The sequence below is a fragment of the Vibrio sp. PNB23_22_6 genome (genome assembly GCF_052877535.1).
On record NZ_JBNFXP010000009.1, the window covers coordinates 141,777 to 158,647 of the forward strand.

At 45.0% G+C, this 16,871-nt stretch carries 18 protein-coding genes and 1 pseudogene; 3 read left to right on the forward strand and 16 right to left on the reverse strand.

Annotation, left to right across the window (positions count from 1 at the left end):
• Positions 1–19: 19 nt before the first annotated feature.
• The 15 genes from ACVA54_RS09895 to ACVA54_RS09965 all read right to left on the reverse strand — a co-directional run bounded on the left by ACVA54_RS09895 (position 20) and on the right by ACVA54_RS09965 (position 13,628).
• The gene (locus ACVA54_RS09895) at positions 20–574 is read right to left on the reverse strand and encodes a DUF6162 family protein (RefSeq protein ID WP_099078328.1); all 555 of its coding nucleotides are present in this window, start codon (positions 572–574) and stop codon (positions 20–22) included.
• Entirely contained in the window at positions 571–891 is a 321-nt protein-coding gene (locus tag ACVA54_RS09900) for a hypothetical protein (protein WP_099078329.1), read from the reverse strand. The genes ACVA54_RS09895 and ACVA54_RS09900 overlap by 4 nt, the downstream gene beginning before the upstream one ends.
• A 45-nt stretch (positions 892–936) precedes the next feature.
• Positions 937–1,767: a DUF4198 domain-containing protein gene (locus ACVA54_RS09905; RefSeq protein ID WP_099078330.1), complete on the reverse strand. Its 831-nt coding sequence runs from the start codon at positions 1,765–1,767 to the stop codon at positions 937–939.
• 16 nt (positions 1,768–1,783) lie between these two features.
• Positions 1,784–2,323 (reverse strand): DUF2271 domain-containing protein, encoded by a 540-nt coding sequence (locus tag ACVA54_RS09910; protein WP_099078331.1) that lies wholly within the window; start codon positions 2,321–2,323, stop codon positions 1,784–1,786.
• Positions 2,324–2,345: 22 nt separating this feature from the next.
• Complete coding sequence (locus ACVA54_RS09915; protein ID WP_446649564.1) at positions 2,346–2,975, reverse strand: PepSY-associated TM helix domain-containing protein; 630 nt, start codon at positions 2,973–2,975, stop codon at positions 2,346–2,348.
• Between the two features lie 175 nt (positions 2,976–3,150).
• Complete coding sequence (locus tag ACVA54_RS09920; protein ID WP_119464282.1) at positions 3,151–4,323, reverse strand: tetratricopeptide repeat protein; 1,173 nt, start codon at positions 4,321–4,323, stop codon at positions 3,151–3,153.
• A complete protein-coding gene (locus tag ACVA54_RS09925; RefSeq protein WP_099078334.1) occupies positions 4,320–4,940 on the reverse strand; it encodes an energy transducer TonB in 621 nt (206 codons plus the stop codon). Before ACVA54_RS09925 ends, ACVA54_RS09920 begins: the two co-directional genes overlap by 4 nt.
• Positions 4,940–5,344, reverse strand: coding sequence for an ExbD/TolR family protein (locus ACVA54_RS09930; RefSeq protein ID WP_099078335.1), 405 nt, complete (start codon positions 5,342–5,344; stop codon positions 4,940–4,942). The genes ACVA54_RS09925 and ACVA54_RS09930 overlap by 1 nt, the downstream gene beginning before the upstream one ends.
• Entirely contained in the window at positions 5,341–5,895 is a 555-nt protein-coding gene (locus tag ACVA54_RS09935) for a MotA/TolQ/ExbB proton channel family protein (RefSeq protein ID WP_099078336.1), read from the reverse strand. Before ACVA54_RS09935 ends, ACVA54_RS09930 begins: the two co-directional genes overlap by 4 nt.
• A complete protein-coding gene (locus ACVA54_RS09940; RefSeq protein WP_446649565.1) occupies positions 5,895–7,283 on the reverse strand; it encodes a MotA/TolQ/ExbB proton channel family protein in 1,389 nt (462 codons plus the stop codon). Before ACVA54_RS09940 ends, ACVA54_RS09935 begins: the two co-directional genes overlap by 1 nt.
• A complete protein-coding gene (locus tag ACVA54_RS09945) occupies positions 7,284–8,051 on the reverse strand; it encodes a DUF3450 domain-containing protein (protein WP_172438056.1) in 768 nt (255 codons plus the stop codon).
• Between the two features lie 125 nt (positions 8,052–8,176).
• Positions 8,177–10,267, reverse strand: a complete 2,091-nt coding sequence (locus ACVA54_RS09950; RefSeq protein ID WP_446649566.1) for a TonB-dependent siderophore receptor — start codon at positions 10,265–10,267, stop codon at positions 8,177–8,179.
• 201 nt (positions 10,268–10,468) lie between these two features.
• Positions 10,469–11,842 carry a histidine kinase sensor domain-containing protein gene (locus ACVA54_RS09955; RefSeq protein ID WP_446617374.1) on the reverse strand — a complete coding sequence of 458 codons (1,374 nt, stop codon included), beginning with the start codon at positions 11,840–11,842 and terminating at the stop codon, positions 10,469–10,471.
• Positions 11,842–12,507, reverse strand: coding sequence for a response regulator transcription factor (locus ACVA54_RS09960; RefSeq protein WP_446649567.1), 666 nt, complete (start codon positions 12,505–12,507; stop codon positions 11,842–11,844). The genes ACVA54_RS09955 and ACVA54_RS09960 overlap by 1 nt, the downstream gene beginning before the upstream one ends.
• A gap of 167 nt (positions 12,508–12,674) precedes the next feature.
• Entirely contained in the window at positions 12,675–13,628 is a 954-nt protein-coding gene (locus ACVA54_RS09965; RefSeq protein ID WP_119464275.1) for a lactate/malate family dehydrogenase, read from the reverse strand.
• A gap of 269 nt (positions 13,629–13,897) precedes the next feature.
• On the opposite strand from ACVA54_RS09965, the gene ACVA54_RS09970 reads away from it, so the two are divergent.
• Complete coding sequence (locus ACVA54_RS09970) at positions 13,898–14,608, forward strand: glycerophosphodiester phosphodiesterase family protein (RefSeq protein WP_099078356.1); 711 nt, start codon at positions 13,898–13,900, stop codon at positions 14,606–14,608.
• 43 nt (positions 14,609–14,651) lie between these two features.
• Here ACVA54_RS09970 and ACVA54_RS09975 read toward each other — a convergent pair whose 3' ends face one another.
• Complete coding sequence (locus ACVA54_RS09975; protein WP_099078343.1) at positions 14,652–15,134, reverse strand: L,D-transpeptidase family protein; 483 nt, start codon at positions 15,132–15,134, stop codon at positions 14,652–14,654.
• 355 nt (positions 15,135–15,489) lie between these two features.
• Here ACVA54_RS09975 and ACVA54_RS09980 point away from each other — a divergent pair.
• Together ACVA54_RS09980 and ACVA54_RS09985 are read left to right on the forward strand one after the other, a co-directional pair.
• A pseudogene (locus tag ACVA54_RS09980) lies at positions 15,490–16,134 on the forward strand (NAD(P)-dependent oxidoreductase); the annotation flags it as partial.
• Positions 16,135–16,218: 84 nt separating this feature from the next.
• Entirely contained in the window at positions 16,219–16,575 is a 357-nt protein-coding gene (locus ACVA54_RS09985) for a YibL family ribosome-associated protein (RefSeq protein WP_119464274.1), read from the forward strand.
• The last annotated feature ends 296 nt before the right edge of the window (positions 16,576–16,871 follow it).

Genomic DNA, 16,871 nt, shown 5'->3' on the forward strand with positions numbered 1-16,871 from the left:
ATTTTCATTTATGTTGAACTTAGTGATCATGTGAATTGGAAGAAGGTGACGGCACGAGAACGATTTGCAGCCAACCTTGACGTTGACGATCTTCTTGCTTCATCAAGGCGCTAGCTTGCACAATACCAACAGCCTGTGAAAACCAGATGTCTGCCTGAGCATTACGGCTATCGAGGAGCATAGACGCTGCACCTTGTTCATCCTGTCTCAGCCCGAGATAAAGTCCGGAACCGAGTCGTTTCCATTGGTGCGAACCTTTACGCTGCCAACTTTGGTCTTGTACAAATGGTGCAATCCAAAATGCTTCTAACTCACTCACTTCCGGCCACGTGTCAGCGTCTACACGAAGATCTCGAATTTCTTCATGAGCGAGTTTGAGCTCAGCAACCATGGCAACCTCTTCTTGCGCAAGGTCAGTGATCGACACTTGATGAGCGAACACTTCCGAGTGCTCGGTCTCGGCTTGGTGGTACGGTAATAAGAACGTTGATGCCGTAAGGATTACGGTGACGGTCAATGCCACCCACTTTCCTTCTCGATTACCATTATTAGGTCGAACGATTTGTGTGTTCATTTCTCTTGTAACTCAACCACATCTACTTCGACGGGGTTTTCATGACCCGCATCAAACACAAGATAGAAATCCGTTTTCGGGTGAGGGAACTCTGCGATGGAACGCCTATCGGTTCTTACTTTGGCAATCAAGTTATCATCGTAGTCGTACATTTCGACATCAAAGTCCACTGCCGTTGAGCCATCCGAATAGCCAGCTTGGCAGATCACTTTTTCTTGTTCTAGATGGCAACTCATCAAAGGAAAATGTGCAATAGCCTGAAACGATGCCAGTCCGAAGAACAATAAAGAGATTTTGAGAATGGAGGTGCTGTTCATGGTCATTCCAAAGTGGCTCCCCTTTAACGGTGAGCCACAATTTGCTTAGTTAAGTTGAGTTTCAAACGTCAGGTGAACATTCGCACTGGTTTTATCTGCTAGAGGGTCGTTTTTCAGCTCACCTTTATAGTTGGCTTTCATCAGGTAACGACCAGCGACTTCCGGCGTGAATGTAATTTTGCCATCTATATCACTCACTACATCGATTTGCTCTTGATGGTTGCGGTAAAGCGTACCTTCACGAGTAATTTCCGCAGTCACACCTTGTTGAGGTTCCCCATTAAAGAAAAATTGGAAGATCACTTCTTCACCTTCAATGATGTCTGAAGGGTGCGTAAGCGGCTTCATCTCAAGCCACTTACCTTCGATTTCAAACACTTTTTCTGTCGGCATACCAACCGTTACGTAGCTTTCTGCACGGGTGTAGCTTAGCAGAGTCACCACATCGCGTGCTTTTTCTGGAATAACGCTCGCACGGTCAGCCTTACTCGCTTTTGCCCGTTTGACCGTGTCACGACGGCCCGCCTTGTATTGGGTGTAATAGCTCGGTTGATTGTTGATCGCGACCTTGTGTGTGCCTTCCTCTTCGAAATAGAAGTCAAACATCGAGCGGCGTTTCCCGCGCACGACAAAATTAGGACGCTCAGAACGACCATCTGGCATGATCACAAACGCTTGTTCACTACCTGCGGGTTTATCAAAAACAAACGTACCGTGAGATGCGGTTACATCGAACGTTAGCCAATCACCACCTTCTTTCGACACCGTGAAATGAGAAGGAAGAACCCAACGGGGATGTGCTTGTGCCGTTGTCGCCGCAGCTAAACCCATTGCCATTACGCTTGCTAGTGCCACCGCTTTCATTTTGGTCTTCATTATTACTCCTTCTCTATCACTTGACTTGGTAATTGACGGTGATTACGCCCGTCTCTTCCGTTGGTTTGATTTGGTAGCGTGCTTCTTTGTCTGCTAACTGAATTTTTTGACGCAGGTAGTTGCGACCACCGTGCTCACGCACGACTTCTACATGCAATGTATAGCCACCTTGCTCAAGGCGCTGACCGTCATCGTTGGTACCATCCCAAACAAAGCGATATTGACCTGCCGGGCGAGTTGCTGATGTTACCGCATCAACCAGTTCACGATCGTAACGACCGACTTTGCGCCACCAACTACGAAGGTCTTTTAACCATTCATCTTTACCAACCCAAAGCTGGATGGTTTTCACTGGTTTACGTTTCTCATCCTCAATCCAAACCGCCACATAAGGACGTGCGTTCATTGAGGTATCGATTTTTGGTAACTCAAATTCAACATCGACTTTGGCATTATCTGGTAGTGGTTCCGCCAAAAGAGGAAGTGGAATCAGCGCGGCTATAAGTGCAGCCTTATAAAAAGGGGGGCGACGGAAGAATCGACCTGCGTTTAACATAGGGTTCTCTCTATATGACCTGTTATGGCACAGCAACAAAATAAATAACGAACGACAATACGGTGCCTAAACTCATCCACTGCATCGACGTTCTGAATGTTTTCTTCTTTGGTAACAACAGGCACACACCAGTCAGGGCAAAAAACACCATTAACACTGCTGTTATGTCGATAAACCACTTCCACGTGTCGCCACTATTACGCCCTTTGTGTAAATCATTAAGCTGCGCAACAATGCCGTAGTGGGTGGTTTCAATTTCAGCTTGGCCCGTTGTCATATCAACAAAAACGGTGGCGTTGTAACCTGGACCTTTAAAATCCAAAGAAAGCTCGCCTAATACCAATTCTCCATTTTCTACTTCGGTGTAGACGTCCAAAGCTGATGGCATTCCACGCTGTTCATTTTCTTGAGTAAGGAAATCCAACAACGCCGAACGATTTGGTTGAAAGTTTCCCTCTCTTTCAAAAAGGATCTGAGAGGGAATAGTCAGAGTGTATTGCTGGATGATGGGTTCACTGCGCTCGAACAACTCAGGGCGATTCAAGGTAATCCCTGTCAACGCGAAAAAAAGCGTCACCGCTAAAAGCGCCATAGAAACATAAATGTGCAGGCGGCGAGCCCAAGTTTGAACACCTTTGCTTTTGAACAACATAGAAAATAATCATCACCAATAACCATGAATTGCAATTTAAGTGATAATCATTCGTATTGGCATTTAATTTACATTATTTACGTTTCAATATTCTGCAACGATAGCGTTTCTGGAAGGGTTGAAACAAAAAGACCCGAGCTTGCACTCAGGTCTTTAGGCTTCTTTCAATAACAGACTAGCCGCTTTGACTCTCTTTTGCGTGACGCAATTGAGAGAGGTATTTCACCCAACTATCTGCTTGAGTGGATGGTTCAATCTCATTGGCTCGTTTCGCGTTAGCGAGGGCATCGTCGAGTCGCTTTAATTTATAGTACGCACGAGTCTTCACCAATGCGACATCCGCTTTGCGTCCAGGAACGTTATCTAAAGCGACAAGCGCATCTTGATAATGACCTTCCTGAACTAACAGTTGCGACAGATTCCAATAGTATTGACGATCCAATTTGGCTGCTACGCGCCAACTATCAATCGACTTCTGCCACTCTTTCGCTATTTGCCAATACGTCGCTTGTTGTGCTTTCAGTTTGCTGTCTGAGTTAATGTCATTTAACTCAGCCAACACTTTCGCTGCTCGCTCCGGGATACCACGCTTGCCATACAGCTGAGCAAGAAGTTTCAAGTCATCTTGATTCAAGGTAACGCCTTGCAATTTAGCAAGGGCTAGAGAGTCAAGTGCGCGCTTGTCATCATCCACTCGCAAATAAAGCGCAACAAGTTGTCGCCACCACTCCACACGCTCTGGCTCAATCGCTATCAAACGTTTGATCGTACCTATTGCGGGTTGCCACTTTTTCAGTTCAAGTTCCGCAGACAATTTGATCGACAGTGGTGCCATCTTATCTGGCAGACCCAACTTCTCGTATCGAGCCATCGCAGAAAGCACTTTGTTCCATTGATTTAGCTGATAGTGGGACTGTGCGATACGCAACCAAATATCGTGCGATTTTTGCTTCTTTGACACTGATTTGCTCAAGTCGTAGTAGTGAGGCAGAGCTTTAGTAAACTGCTGCTCGTTGAGCAACATGTCGGCCAGCATCTTACGTGTTTGCCAAGCTTGCTCGTCGTTCAAAAGACCGCTATTTACTGCGCTCTCCAGTTGTTTGATAGCCGGCTTAACTTGCTCATTTTGCCAATAGAAAATACCCAGCATCCGAGCAACAAACGCTTGATCATATTCGCGAGATAAGTCGAGGCTTTCAAGCGTGGAGATGGCTTCTTGCAGCTTTTCTTCTTGTGCTAGGTTATGAGCACGCTGAACGCGAGTTGCTGTGTACTGACTCAGTTCATTCGCGACAGTGGTAAAAGCACTCAGGCTTAATACTGCACCAATTAAGAATTGCTTCATCATTTGGCTAACTTGAACTCCACTCTTCTGGTTTGCCCAAAGCGCTCGACCGCAACACCGTTTTCGACTTTCGGCTGATACTTCGACTTCTTCAATGCACGAATGGCTTCTTTTTCGAACATTCTCTTAGGCTTAGCATCAATCACTTCGATATCTTTAGGGCGGCCTGTCGCATCGATTGTAAAGCGCATCGTCACGTAGCCTTCTATCTTCCGCTTAACCGCTTTACTTGGATAGCGAGGCTCTGGGCTGTATAGCATCATTGCCTGTTGGTTACCCATGATACCTTTCAGGTTCGGTGCACTGATCGCAATACCATCCAGTGCGGTGTTCAGACCCAATGCACTGATTGGCGTTACTTGGCTCATTGGCTCTGCTTGAGTTGCAGCTTGAGACAAATTCATCGGCTCTGGCGATTTTGGTGGTTCAGGCTGCTCAGGTACAGCGCGTTGACGACGTTGCACATCAGCATCGTTCTCTACCATCACCATATCAAAGCGCACCGCCTCCGAAGGTTTAGGTGCACGTTGATTGCCTTTATCGATCATCCACGCCATAAAGCTAAACAGGCTCACCGCAATCATTATTGACGCTGGTAGTGCGAGTAACAGCCTGCCCATTAAGGTTTCTCCGCCGCCAACGCGATGTTCTTCACGCCTGCACCCTTTGCCGCATCCATCACTTTCACAACCGTACCGTTGTAAGCATGTTCGTCAGCTTGAATCACAAGCGACGCGTCTGGCTGCTCAAGCAATAGGTGCTCAATGGCGGCTTCCACACGCTCGATATCTACCAAACGTTTATCGATGTACACGTCATTTGCTGCGGTTACCGCGATAAAAATGCCCGCGTCTTTTTGACTAACCACGTTCGATGCTTGGGGGCGATTCACTTCCACACCAGACTCTCGCACAAATGAGCTAGTCACAATGAAGAAAATCAACATGATGAAGACAATATCCAGCATCGAGGTTAAGTCGATCTGTGCTTCATCCTGTCGATGAGTTCTACGTCCGAGTCTCACTTCTGACTCCTTAAAGATTGTTCTAACTGGAGGGCTTTGCGCTCACACACCTTGCTTAAGCGCGCATGCACAAACATGCCAGCAAGTGCTGCAACCATACCTGCCATGGTTGGCAGCGTCGCAAGTGAAATACCCGAAGCCATCAATTTTGGATTACTGCTGCCTTGTGTAGCCATCACATCAAACACCGTGATCATGCCAGTCACCGTTCCCAATAGACCAAGCATTGGACAGATCGCCACAAGTACTTTGATGGTTGAAAGGTTTTGGTTCAGTTCAATGTGCGCTTTGGCAATCCATCCTTCGCGGATTTGATGCGCGTACCAAGAGTGATGATCGGCTCTTGCTGACCACTGCTTAAAAAGCTGTTTCTTCACCTTTGGAAATTCCGTTGTTAGGTAAAGAACACGCTCCATCACCAGTAACCAGCACACCGCAACAACGGCTGCCAACCACCATAGAATTTGGCCACCTTGTTGCATGAAGCGCATCAAAGTTGAGGCCCAATCCTGGCTGATCAAACCCAATGTGTTGAGTAGGATCTGCTCCATTACGCTGCGTTCTCCGCTACAGTGTTCGGTGCTTTTTGACCTTTTGCCATATCACGCTCCGCTTGCTCTGCCACAAGACCAATGCCCTGCTTCTCAAGGATATTGCGAATGTTCTCAGCTTGAGAGCTCAATACGTTGTGTGCCAGAAGCAGCGGCATCGCAGCAACCAAGCCAAGTACAGTGGTAACAAGTGCCATTGAGATACCGCCAGCCATGACTTTCGGATCACCGTTACCAAACTGAGTGATCACTTGGAAAGTTTCGATCATGCCTGTTACCGTACCCAGTAGACCAAGCATCGGTGCCAGTGCCGCAAGCAGTTTCAGCATCGACAAACCTTTTTCTAGATGCGTTTGCTCATCCACCACCGCTTCTAATAAACGAAGCTCTAATGCTTCAACGCTACGATGTTTGTCTTTTTGGTATACCGCAAGGATACGACCAAGTGGGTTATCTTCTGGTTGAGTTGGATTCTTAAGCTGTTTGGCGATTTTATGACGGGCAATCATTAGTGATACACCGCGAACCAACGCAATGATCAAACCAATCGCTAACAAGCCAAGAATGATCTGACCAACCACACCACCAGCGTTCAGGCGATCGGCCATCGTTGGCGAGTTTGCTAGTTGCTCAAGGAGTATGCCGCGAGAGGGGTCAATCACCACTGAGTCGATGTCACCGGTCTTTAAGCTGCTTGCTGTTGGACCATTTTCTGGTTGGCGAAGGTAATTCACCGCATCACCGCGTTGACCGTTCCACTTCACGTAACCAGCGTCACTTAGCAGCGCCAATGAGCCAAGGCGAACACCGTTGACCGTTTGTTCACGACCTTCACCATCAAGCAGAGTGAATGACACCTTCGCCAGCTCACCACTTGCTTTAACTTGCTCTTCCATACTGCGCCACATCGCGTCAAGCTGCGGCAACGTTGGTAGTGATTTAGCGGCAACGATATCGTCGATAATTTGCTGGTATGAGTTTGCATCTACACCAGTAACAGAATACTTAAGTTCTGCTTCCAGCTCTTTAGCATTTTGACGAACCACACCAAATAGCTCACCCAAGCTGCCAGTTTCAAGGCGTAGCTTTTCTTCTAACTGCGCAAGTTCCGCTTCATTTTCACTGAACGTCACCGCTAGTGTATCGGCTTCTGCTTGCAGCGCTGATCGCTCAGCCACAAGCTTGTTTTTCATTGCTTGCAGCTCTTGTTGGGTTTGCATAAAGCCAGACTCACGAGCGATGTTGTGCGACTGTTGTTGACGATTTTCTTGTTGCGCTTTCTGCAGCAAGGTTTTGTTCGCTGAAGCTTGAGCATCGCTTGCAAATGTGGCGTGAGAGAGAAGCGCAGTACAAGAAATCAATGCGACCGATAGCCATTTCTTCATCATTTATTTGCCCTCCGCAACGTTTAGAGACACAGGCAAAGTAAGCATGCTCGGTGCGATCTGTTTGTTTGCCATCGCAAAGGCTTTATCGAGATCTGGCTTTTGATTAGGATCAACCGCTTGCCACACATTTTGTTGCTGTGACCAACGCCAGAAATGTTCACCTGACAAGCTACGTGCAATAAGCGATACGCGGCCTAGGTAAAGAATATCAGCTTCAATTTGGTCCTTGCTACCCAAGGCGATCTTACCTTGGTAAACACCGATCTTAGTGCCGTAATCCATTTCAATTTGGTACGCTTCTAAAATTCGGCGGAATTTTTCAGCATCTGTGACATCTGCGCGGATCATCATAGCGTCGAGTTTTTCGATACGCGCTGCACGCTGCGCCTTACGAATTGGCTTATCCTCCGCCACAATCGTTTTAAGACCATCGAGCATGTGGTACATCAAAGGCACCACGCCTTGACGAGTCTGAGCAATCTGCTCAATTTGCTCGTTAAGACTTTCTACTTCTTGGTTTTGGCTATCAACAAGGCTCGCGAGGTGGTTGCGATAAATTGTCAAATTGCTGACTTCTTCCTGCAGCTGTTCAATCTCAGCTTCTAAAGTCAGCGCTTTTTCTGCACTTATATCAATGCGTTTTTGGCTCACTGCCGACGCTTGGTTAGTTTTACTCTGCATGGCTTGTGCATCGTTAAGATTTTCCGCGTGAACGGGAATCAAAACCGATGAGAGCAACAACGCAATACTTGATTTCATTAGATTCATACGAGTTTACATATCTTAATTCTAGAAACACTATACCCAAGTAATCTCAAGGTTCGCGTTTCAACGAAAATGACTTGGGTATAGCAAAGGGGAAGCCTACCCCTCCCCTTTCTTCGTCAGCTTATTCAGTACTTGAACTGGATTGCCGCCATATAATTTCGGCCTTCGCCGATCACGACCTCACCCGCTCCTGCTTGTTGGCTATTCGTGCTACCACCACCAGCGAAGTAATGAGTATCAAACACGTTTTCCACATTGAGTCGAGTCACGATATCCAAGTTCTCATCATACTTGTATGTGTACGCCACGCCCATATCAATGCGAGCATACCCATCTTTCTTAAATGTGTTCGCTGCGTCTCCGTAGCGCTCACCTTCATAAAATAAACCTAGGTTTACATCGGTGTTACTGTGAACGTTGTAGCTAGACCAAACACTTGCTGAAAACTCAGGAACGTCTGCAGGGCGATTGCCTTTGTAATCCGCACTTTGCGTGATTTCCGCATCTAAGTACATGGCAGAGGCCGTTAGTGAAAGCGCATCCGTCACAAAACCTTGCACTAAGATTTCTGCACCACGGTGTACTTGCTCACCATCCTGAGTCTTCTTGTACATCACATCGCCACTAGCATTCACACCGTCTTCAACATCCAACGCGATGTTTTCTAAGGTGATATCGAAAAACGCCCCCGTAACGTATAGACGCTCGTCAAACAATTCCCACTTTGTGCCCACTTCGTAAGAGAGTCCACGTTCGGCTTCTAGATCTTCACCATCGTTAGTGTAATCAGTGCTATTAACTGTGCCTTGAGGCATAAAGCTCTCAGAGTACTGGACGTAAATCGAGCCGTTGCTTGCTGGGTGGAAAATCACACCTAGCTTCGGTGATACTTGGCTTTCAGTATGCTCATCAGTGCGCTTTTCATCGTAACGAACCCCCGCAAGTACTTGCCAGTGATCGTTAATTGTCATCATATTTTGCGCATAGATACCCCAAGTATCGTACTCAGATGTAGACTCTTTTGCTTTTCCTGAGTAACCAGGGCGAGGAACAGTCTGACCAGGTTCAATTTCAACTGCTGAGTAGTATTCTTGAAAGCGGTCATATTTGTAGTTTAAATAGTTAGCACCGATCAAAAATGTGTTTTCACTACCAAGCAGAGAAAAATCTGTGGTCACATCTAAATACGCCGTATCAAATACCCAATTATCTGTACGCTCATTTCCTGAATGAATGATCTTGTTATCTTGAGCGTATTTACTGAAACTTGGATAAGATTCCACATCAAAACGTTCGAAGTCTTGACGGTTATAACCCGCTTTCACATTTACGCTATCTGTCACTTGCGCATTGATATCGATGCCGTAGTTTTCTACATCGTTGTCAATTTTTGACCATTGTGCATCCCAGATGTACTTATCACCACGGACTGGTTTACCGTCCACAATGTATGCACCTGAATCAACACTTCCGTCATCTTTAGTACGGTCATAGTGAGCCGACACCATGATATCTTCCGTGATGTCGTATTCCACAACCAGACCACCTACTACGCGGTCAGTCTGTGGCTTAGTGCCATCACCGTATTCACGCCATGAGCCGTAGCTCTCTTTAGCAAGAATCGCACGCGCACGCAGCGTTTCTGCTTCGTTAAGTGCGCCACTCACATCCAACACTGTGCGAGAGTGATCATTTGAACCAATATCTTGGCTCAAATGAGCTTGTGTTTCTGTTGTTGGCTTCTTCGAAACCATGTTTATAAGGCCGCCTGGTTCAGAATTGCCGTAAAGGAGACCTGAAGGACCTTTAAGAACTTCAACTCGCTCTAAAAGCTCAATTGGTTGACGGTAGTGTGACCAGTGCTGGCTCCCATCGCGCAGGAAGCCATCCGAGCTGCTCAGTTCAAAGCCACGCAACGAGAAACGCTCACGGTTACGGCTTGTGCCTCCCGCACTGACACTCGCATCGTTTTTCAGGACTTCACCTAATGTGCTGGCACGTTGCTCATCGATAACCGCTTCATCAATCACAGCCACTTGCCCTGGCGTTTCCAGTTGCATCATTTCCATGCGCATTGCCGTACTGTTGGTATCGGCTTTGTAACCGAACTCGCGCCCTTCTACCACTAAGTGCTCATCTGTTTTTTGAACTTCTGCCACTGCAGGCGCTGCTAGCACTGCACCGATCACTAATGCCAACTGGCTCTTAGTAAACATATCCTTCACTCCGGTTATTTTCGGGCCACACATTCCACCAGTGCGATTCCCTTTGAATTATTTTAGGTGTGAATATAGATGATAATAATTACCATTAGCATTAAATTTACATTCTTTGCATTTGGATTGTTGTGTAGAGAGATCGGAATTCATAGCTCTTTTGAGCAAGTAGCTGAGCTCCTCTATCATTTCGCTACTTTGTTATTGTCGAAACGACAAGGTAACCACAAGCCCCCCTTCATCACGGTTAGATGCAGTAACGGTGCCTCCCATCATTCGCATCGATTCCTTTACAATGGCAAGCCCTAGCCCATAACCGCTTTGCTTTTTGTCTCGGGAGGCGTCCAATCGAGTAAATGGATCAAAGATATCCGAAAGTTTACCCTCAGGGATACCAGGACCATTGTCAGCAATAGTGATAATGACTTCACGATGTGTTTCGATATTCTTATCCGCTAGTGAAATGTCTATTCGCGCAGAATCGCCGGCATATTTAATGGCGTTTCCTACTAAGTTGTTCAAACAACGTAGCACTAAATTTTCATCACATTGCACAGTCGTGTTCACTGCATCACAAACAAATGTCAATGCTTGCGCTGGTTTCAAATCGATCTTACAACGCTCCACTTGAGGAGCAAGTAACTCTTCTAAATCACTGGACGTTATTTTTGTGCCGTAATGTGCATTCTCCAGTCGACTAAATTCTATGATTTCACCGATCAAATGATTCAGTTCGTTGGATTCTTCTTCTAGCCGTGTCACTAAACTTTGTTCGCTTTCCCCAACACGTTTACGCAATAGATGTAAGACTAAGTTTTGACGAGCAAGTGGGGTACGAAGCTCATGAGAAACGTTACGAATCAGACGACGCTGCTTTTCAGCCAGAGAATGCATCTCTTTAGTCATATTATCGAAGTCACGAGCTAGCTCGTTAAACTCGCGAATATTGGATTTCAACTCATTTACGACACTGACATTAAAATCCCCATTCGCTAGCTTTTTGCTCGCCTCTCTTAATCGATCCAATGGTTGTTGCAAATGTCTTGCTAGAAGCAATGAAAACAGCGCCAATATCACCGCCGCAATCACTACCTTTAACACTCTGAAATACAAAACAAAATCATGATCCGGATGCAACTGGTGAGGCAATTTAATAACTAAGCTATTGTTATTCACTAAGGGAATATTGATGATCGGTCGACTTACTCTACCTTCGAGTTGCTCATCAAGGCTTCTTTTGAATCTCAGTTTAAATTCAAAGTATGGATGCATCATTCGATGCGTTAACGGCTGATAGTTTTCATCCAAGACAAACAAATAGAAGTGCTGTGCATTCGCCCAATCTGCGAGCTCATCCATATCACCATCTTCGATAAGAACATTCGCTTGATGGGCAAGATCCAACATTTCTTCTTTTACACTCAGAGGGATCTTCAACATGGCCCTGACTAACGCTTGTTCAGCGACCGCCTGAACGGCCAAAATGCTAAAAACGATGGCGGTGATGTAAGTAAAGAGCTGGAAAGCAAGACTACCTTTACGCTGAACAATATAAGGAGGGCAAACCAATTTCATCAACTAGCCACAACCTCAAGGTAGCTGTAGCCTTTGCCACGAAACGTTTTAATGTGTTGCTTCGATAGACCAGCACCCACTAATTTTCGGCGGATATTACTGATATGCATATCTAAATTACGATCGAAAGGACAAAGCTCTTTCTTCAATACCTTGATTTGCAATTCCGCTTTCGAGATCACCACTCCCTGATTCTTCACTAAATAGTTCAATAGCTCAGCTTCGGTACCAGTAAGCGGTAAGCTATTCAGTTGCTCACTGATGCTTTGTACGGTGCCGTACATCACCTGTCTTTGTCGCTCTAGCCCCACTCGACGAAGAATCGCTTTAATTCGCATCAATAACTCTGCAACGTTAAATGGCTTGCCGATGAATTGATCGGCTCCAGATTGGTAGCCCTCTAACATCGAGTTTTCATCATTCAAAGCAGTCAGCATCAAAATAGGCGTCGCAAAACGCTGACAGATACGACGTGCAACCTGTATACCACTAAGGTTAGGTAACATCACATCAAGAAGAACGATATCCACCGACATCTCTTCCATATGCTGAAGAGCACTCTCCCCACAATGAACGGACGAAACGGTATACCCCTCTTCCTGCAATACTGCTTCTAATAATTCACACAATGGAACATCATCATCTACGAGCAAAACACGAGACATCACAAAACCAATACACAAACGCAAATAATAATAATTCGTATTTTATTACTCATTCAAAAATTTAACAATCTCATTTTTTATGTTTTTTTTCGGCGGCTCATAAACGCAAAAATGCCCACTTTCCTGTGGGCTCTCACACGTAAGATATGCCTCTTTCTCGCAGAAAATCACATCCTTAGTCCTGTAGCCTTTGCGACATCTTCAACAATCATTCGTAAATGGGTACTTATTGATTGAAGCGTTTCTAGCTCATCTTCATTAAATGGATGAATCAGTACTGAGTCTGCGCCCTTCTTACCCACAATCGTAGGCAAACTGAGTACAACGCCATTTATGTCATATTGCCCTGACATCATGGTGCCAACTGGAAGCACCGAGCGCTCATTAATTTTAATGGCTTGAATAATGCGAAACACACTCGCTGCAATGCCATGAACAGTATTGTGTTTACGGCGAAAGATTTCATAACCTGCCTGTTTTACGGCTTCAAGTAATTCATCGGCGTCGATCCGTTCAATATTATGAGCATCACAATAGTAATCAGCCGATTGTCCAGCGATAGAAATCACACTCTTGGGTATAAAACAAAGACTACCATGCTCACCTAACACATAACCAAAGACATTCTTAGGATCCAGGTTCACTCGATTTGCAACAATACTCATCAAGCGTGCTGTATCAATGACACAACCGCTACTGATCACTTGGTTCGTATCAAAACCCGTATTCATCGTAATAAAATGTGCGACAATGTCACAAGGATTTGATACCACGATAAGTATTGCATTAGGCGCAACTCGCTCCACTTTGTGTGCGATCTCAACCCCCACAATTGCATTAATTTCCGCGATATCGATACGAGTCTGACCTTGTTTGATTTGTGCACCAGCGGTAATAACCACAATATCTGCTTCCAACAAATCCAGATAATCATCACTAGCGGTAATATGTGTATTCTTAGAAAAGGTCAATGCAGCAGTATGCCGAAAGTCGAGAACTTCCCCTTCTGCTCGTTGTAAATGGTTATCCAATAGAACTAATTCACGTACGCTACCCAGGGTCAAAAGATAATTGCATACCCCAACGCCAACCGCTCCTGCGCCAATCACACCAATTTTCATGCTGCTCTCCCTGATAATTAAAGGATGTATTCACACAGTCATTGCCTTTAAAAAATGGGTGGTAAGCGTATAAAAGTCCAACCATTTATATTACTTCAAGTTGCATTCCCAACAGGTTTGTCCATCGTAAGGACGACTAAGTAAGGGCGTTTTGTCCCTAAAATGCGCGAATTAAGCATGATTTATCTCTTTAGATACTGAGCTATCCCTATGTTCTGATTAAAAAAGGAGTACAATCTGAACCAATCACTTACAAAGTAAAAATGTATATGCAAACGCTTTTAATTGGCCACCGTGGCGTGGCAGGAGAATTCCCAGAAAATACCAGAGCCAGTGTTCAAGCCGCCATCGATCTCGGTCTTAATTGGGTCGAAGTCGATGTCCAACCAACCAAAGACAATGTACTGGTTGTTTGCCATGATCATAAGGTAAACCGATGCAGCAATGGCCAAGGACGTGTCGATGAACTGACATTAGAACAACTGAAGGCCTTAGATTTTGGAAGTTGGTTTAGCCCTGATTTTTCTAACCAGAAAATCATGACGCTTTCTGAGTTGCTTACTCTTGCTGCTGAGAATGAACTCAACTTAAACATTGAAGTTAAGGTTGACCACCATCCCGCAGAACAAGTGGCTAAAACGCTTGCACACACACTGGCTAAAGGGGCACTATCTAAAGAAAAAATGCTTCTATCTAGCTTCAGCCCTGAAGTCATAAAAGCACTATATAAACATTGCGGTGGTCACCGCCTAGGGGTACTCAGTGAATTTTTTACCAAGAAAGATCGGCTATTACTGGAAGAAGTGAATGCTTATAGCTGTAACCTCAACATTAACTGGGTACGCGCACGCCAGATCAAAAAGCTCCAGCAAGCCGGTTACAAAGTAATGTGCTATACGGTAAATAACCCAAGGAAGCTAAAGCACCTACCGCAACTGGATGGTATCTTCAGTGATTATCCTCGCCGATTCATGGATTAAATGCTATTTACACTCTCGCTCGGGAACCTACGGAAAGAAAAAATTACCATTCAATGGAAATCGGGGTTCCCATTTTTACCAGCTTAATAAACTCTTCCATTTCTTCATTAGTAATTGCAATACAACCATTCGTCCAGTCAAAACTCTGAATATACTGAGAAGATTGCGTCTCACCATTCTTAAGACCATGGATTTTTATATCGCCGCCAGGTAACACTCCCTTTCGATGCGCTTCAAGACGGTCAATTGCGTCTGGGTAGCTGATATGTACAGAGCGGTAAAACGCTGAATCTTCGATAATGTAGTCAAGCGTATAGTCTCCCTCAGGGGTACGATTATCGCCCTCTTCTTGTTTGTGTCCCTTAGGATTAGCCCCTAACGCTATACGATATTCCTTAACGACTACGCCTTCTTCCAACAAGTACATTCTGCGCTTCGATTTATCTACTTTGACAAGATCGACTGCCGCCTGTGCACCCATAGATAAAAAACAACATAAGAATAGAGACAACCACTTTATCGACATCGTTTGAAACGCCTAACCAACACAAAGGAATACAAAAGAAAGGCAATGCTAGTCAGAAGGCCATATTAAAGCAAACTTAATATCAGCAAATTTAACTACTCAATGCTTCCATGAAGTCTTACTTTATATACCCAAGTGACTTCAAGATGCAGGATTCAGAGCGCTGTCATTGATTCCTTATTTACCGAAAGTAAGCAAGGAAAACAACGCAGTGTAATAGCCTGCACTTTCCAAGTTGTATGACGCATAAATCGGTTCAATGACACGCTCCCGAAGGGCCCTCGTTGCAAATAGTAAGGGACCTGGCTCGTATACTTGTGTTGCCGATTTTTGATTTAGACCCACGAGACCTTAAAATCGCCGCTTACATAAAGCCTACCAACGCACTCGAGACGCTAACTTTTCTCTAGAGGGCTTAGTTGGCTTTAATTTCTATGGTAAAAACGTTGGGGTGGTCGGCACGGGCAAAATTGGCATCGCGACAATGCGTATCTAAAAAGGGCTTGGCATGGAACCGCTGTGCTATGACCCATACGAAAACCCACTCGCAATAGAGATGGGAGCTCGTTACTGTACAATTGAAGATATTTACACTCACGCGGATGTCATTTCTCTTCACTGCCCAATGAGTATAGAAAACTACCACCTTCTGAATGAACACTCCTTCGCAAAAATGAAAGATGATGTAATGATCATTAATACCAGTCATGGGGAACTGCTTGATTCTGTCTCGGCAATCGAAGCACTGAAACAAGGCAAAATAGACGCGCTCGGGTTAGATGTTTACGACAACGAAAAAGACTTGTGCTTCCAAGATAAATCGAATGATGTGATTGTCGATGACGTTTTCCGTCGCTTATCAGCATGCCATAACGTATTGTTTATGGGTCACCAAGCTTTCCTCACGTATGAGGCTCTCAATAACATTGCTTCTGTTACGTTGAATAACGTCAAAGCCTTCTTCTCTGGAGTGACTTCAGGCAATGAATTAATCAAGTAAATGGAGATATCAAGCAGTATAGTAGAGCGTAGAAATTCAGCTATGCTATACTCCTCGACTATTAAAAATTTGAGTCCAATTACCATGAGCATTAAAACTGATATTCAAAAGCTACACAACCGTCTAGATACATGCCAGCGTAAACTTGACGGGGCACGTTCTCGTGGTGATCAAGAAATGATTACTAAATTCACGAATGAAGTTGAAGAGCTTACGAAGAAGCTAAATCAATTAAAACACAAGCAAACTTACGAGCTAAACAAAGAGCGTAAAAGCCTGCTTGATATGCCATTCTCTCGTGAAATCACTAAAGAAGAACAGGCTGATATCGGCAAACTAAAGAAACGCGTTCGCGGCCTAGTCATCGTTCACCCTTTAACGAAAGTGGGTAAAGAGCTGCGCCTAGATGTGATGACAGGTTTTGCACCAAAAGAGTTCTAATTGCCACATCAAGCATCTGATATTGAAAAGCCCAAACTATTAGCGTGGGCTTTTTTATACTTGAAATTCAGTTAGTTTCAATAAGTAACCGTACAACGAACTGGTCGGTCATTTCTCATCGCATTTGAGAGTTATATTTCTAACCGGAGACGTAACTGAAGGAAATTGCTAAATGGCAAAACGACGAAAGCCCGTTGATTTCTCAACGGGCTTTCTATGTAGTGGCGGAGAGATAGGGATTTGAACCCTAGGTACGCTATTAACGTACGCCGGTTTTCAAGACCGGTGCTTTCAAC

Coding starts and splice junctions, on each gene's coding strand:
- ACVA54_RS09940 (WP_446649565.1), bottom strand. CDS start 7,283: ATGATGAAGAAATGGCTATCGGTCGCATTGATTTCTTGTACTGCGCTT.
- ACVA54_RS09985 (WP_119464274.1), top strand. CDS start 16,219: ATGAGCATTAAAACTGATATTCAAAAGCTACACAACCGTCTAGATACA.
- ACVA54_RS09905 (WP_099078330.1), bottom strand. CDS start 1,767: ATGAAGACCAAAATGAAAGCGGTGGCACTAGCAAGCGTAATGGCAATG.
- ACVA54_RS09900 (WP_099078329.1), bottom strand. CDS start 891: ATGAACAGCACCTCCATTCTCAAAATCTCTTTATTGTTCTTCGGACTG.
- ACVA54_RS09955 (WP_446617374.1), bottom strand. CDS start 11,842: ATGAAATTGGTTTGCCCTCCTTATATTGTTCAGCGTAAAGGTAGTCTT.
- ACVA54_RS09910 (WP_099078331.1), bottom strand. CDS start 2,323: ATGTTAAACGCAGGTCGATTCTTCCGTCGCCCCCCTTTTTATAAGGCT.
- ACVA54_RS09975 (WP_099078343.1), bottom strand. CDS start 15,134: ATGTCGATAAAGTGGTTGTCTCTATTCTTATGTTGTTTTTTATCTATG.
- ACVA54_RS09915 (WP_446649564.1), bottom strand. CDS start 2,975: ATGTTGTTCAAAAGCAAAGGTGTTCAAACTTGGGCTCGCCGCCTGCAC.
- ACVA54_RS09960 (WP_446649567.1), bottom strand. CDS start 12,507: ATGTCTCGTGTTTTGCTCGTAGATGATGATGTTCCATTGTGTGAATTA.
- ACVA54_RS09935 (WP_099078336.1), bottom strand. CDS start 5,895: ATGGAGCAGATCCTACTCAACACATTGGGTTTGATCAGCCAGGATTGG.
- ACVA54_RS09895 (WP_099078328.1), bottom strand. CDS start 574: ATGAACACACAAATCGTTCGACCTAATAATGGTAATCGAGAAGGAAAG.
- ACVA54_RS09950 (WP_446649566.1), bottom strand. CDS start 10,267: ATGTTTACTAAGAGCCAGTTGGCATTAGTGATCGGTGCAGTGCTAGCA.
- ACVA54_RS09970 (WP_099078356.1), top strand. CDS start 13,898: ATGCAAACGCTTTTAATTGGCCACCGTGGCGTGGCAGGAGAATTCCCA.
- ACVA54_RS09945 (WP_172438056.1), bottom strand. CDS start 8,051: ATGAATCTAATGAAATCAAGTATTGCGTTGTTGCTCTCATCGGTTTTG.
- ACVA54_RS09920 (WP_119464282.1), bottom strand. CDS start 4,323: ATGATGAAGCAATTCTTAATTGGTGCAGTATTAAGCCTGAGTGCTTTT.
- ACVA54_RS09965 (WP_119464275.1), bottom strand. CDS start 13,628: ATGAAAATTGGTGTGATTGGCGCAGGAGCGGTTGGCGTTGGGGTATGC.
- ACVA54_RS09925 (WP_099078334.1), bottom strand. CDS start 4,940: ATGGGCAGGCTGTTACTCGCACTACCAGCGTCAATAATGATTGCGGTG.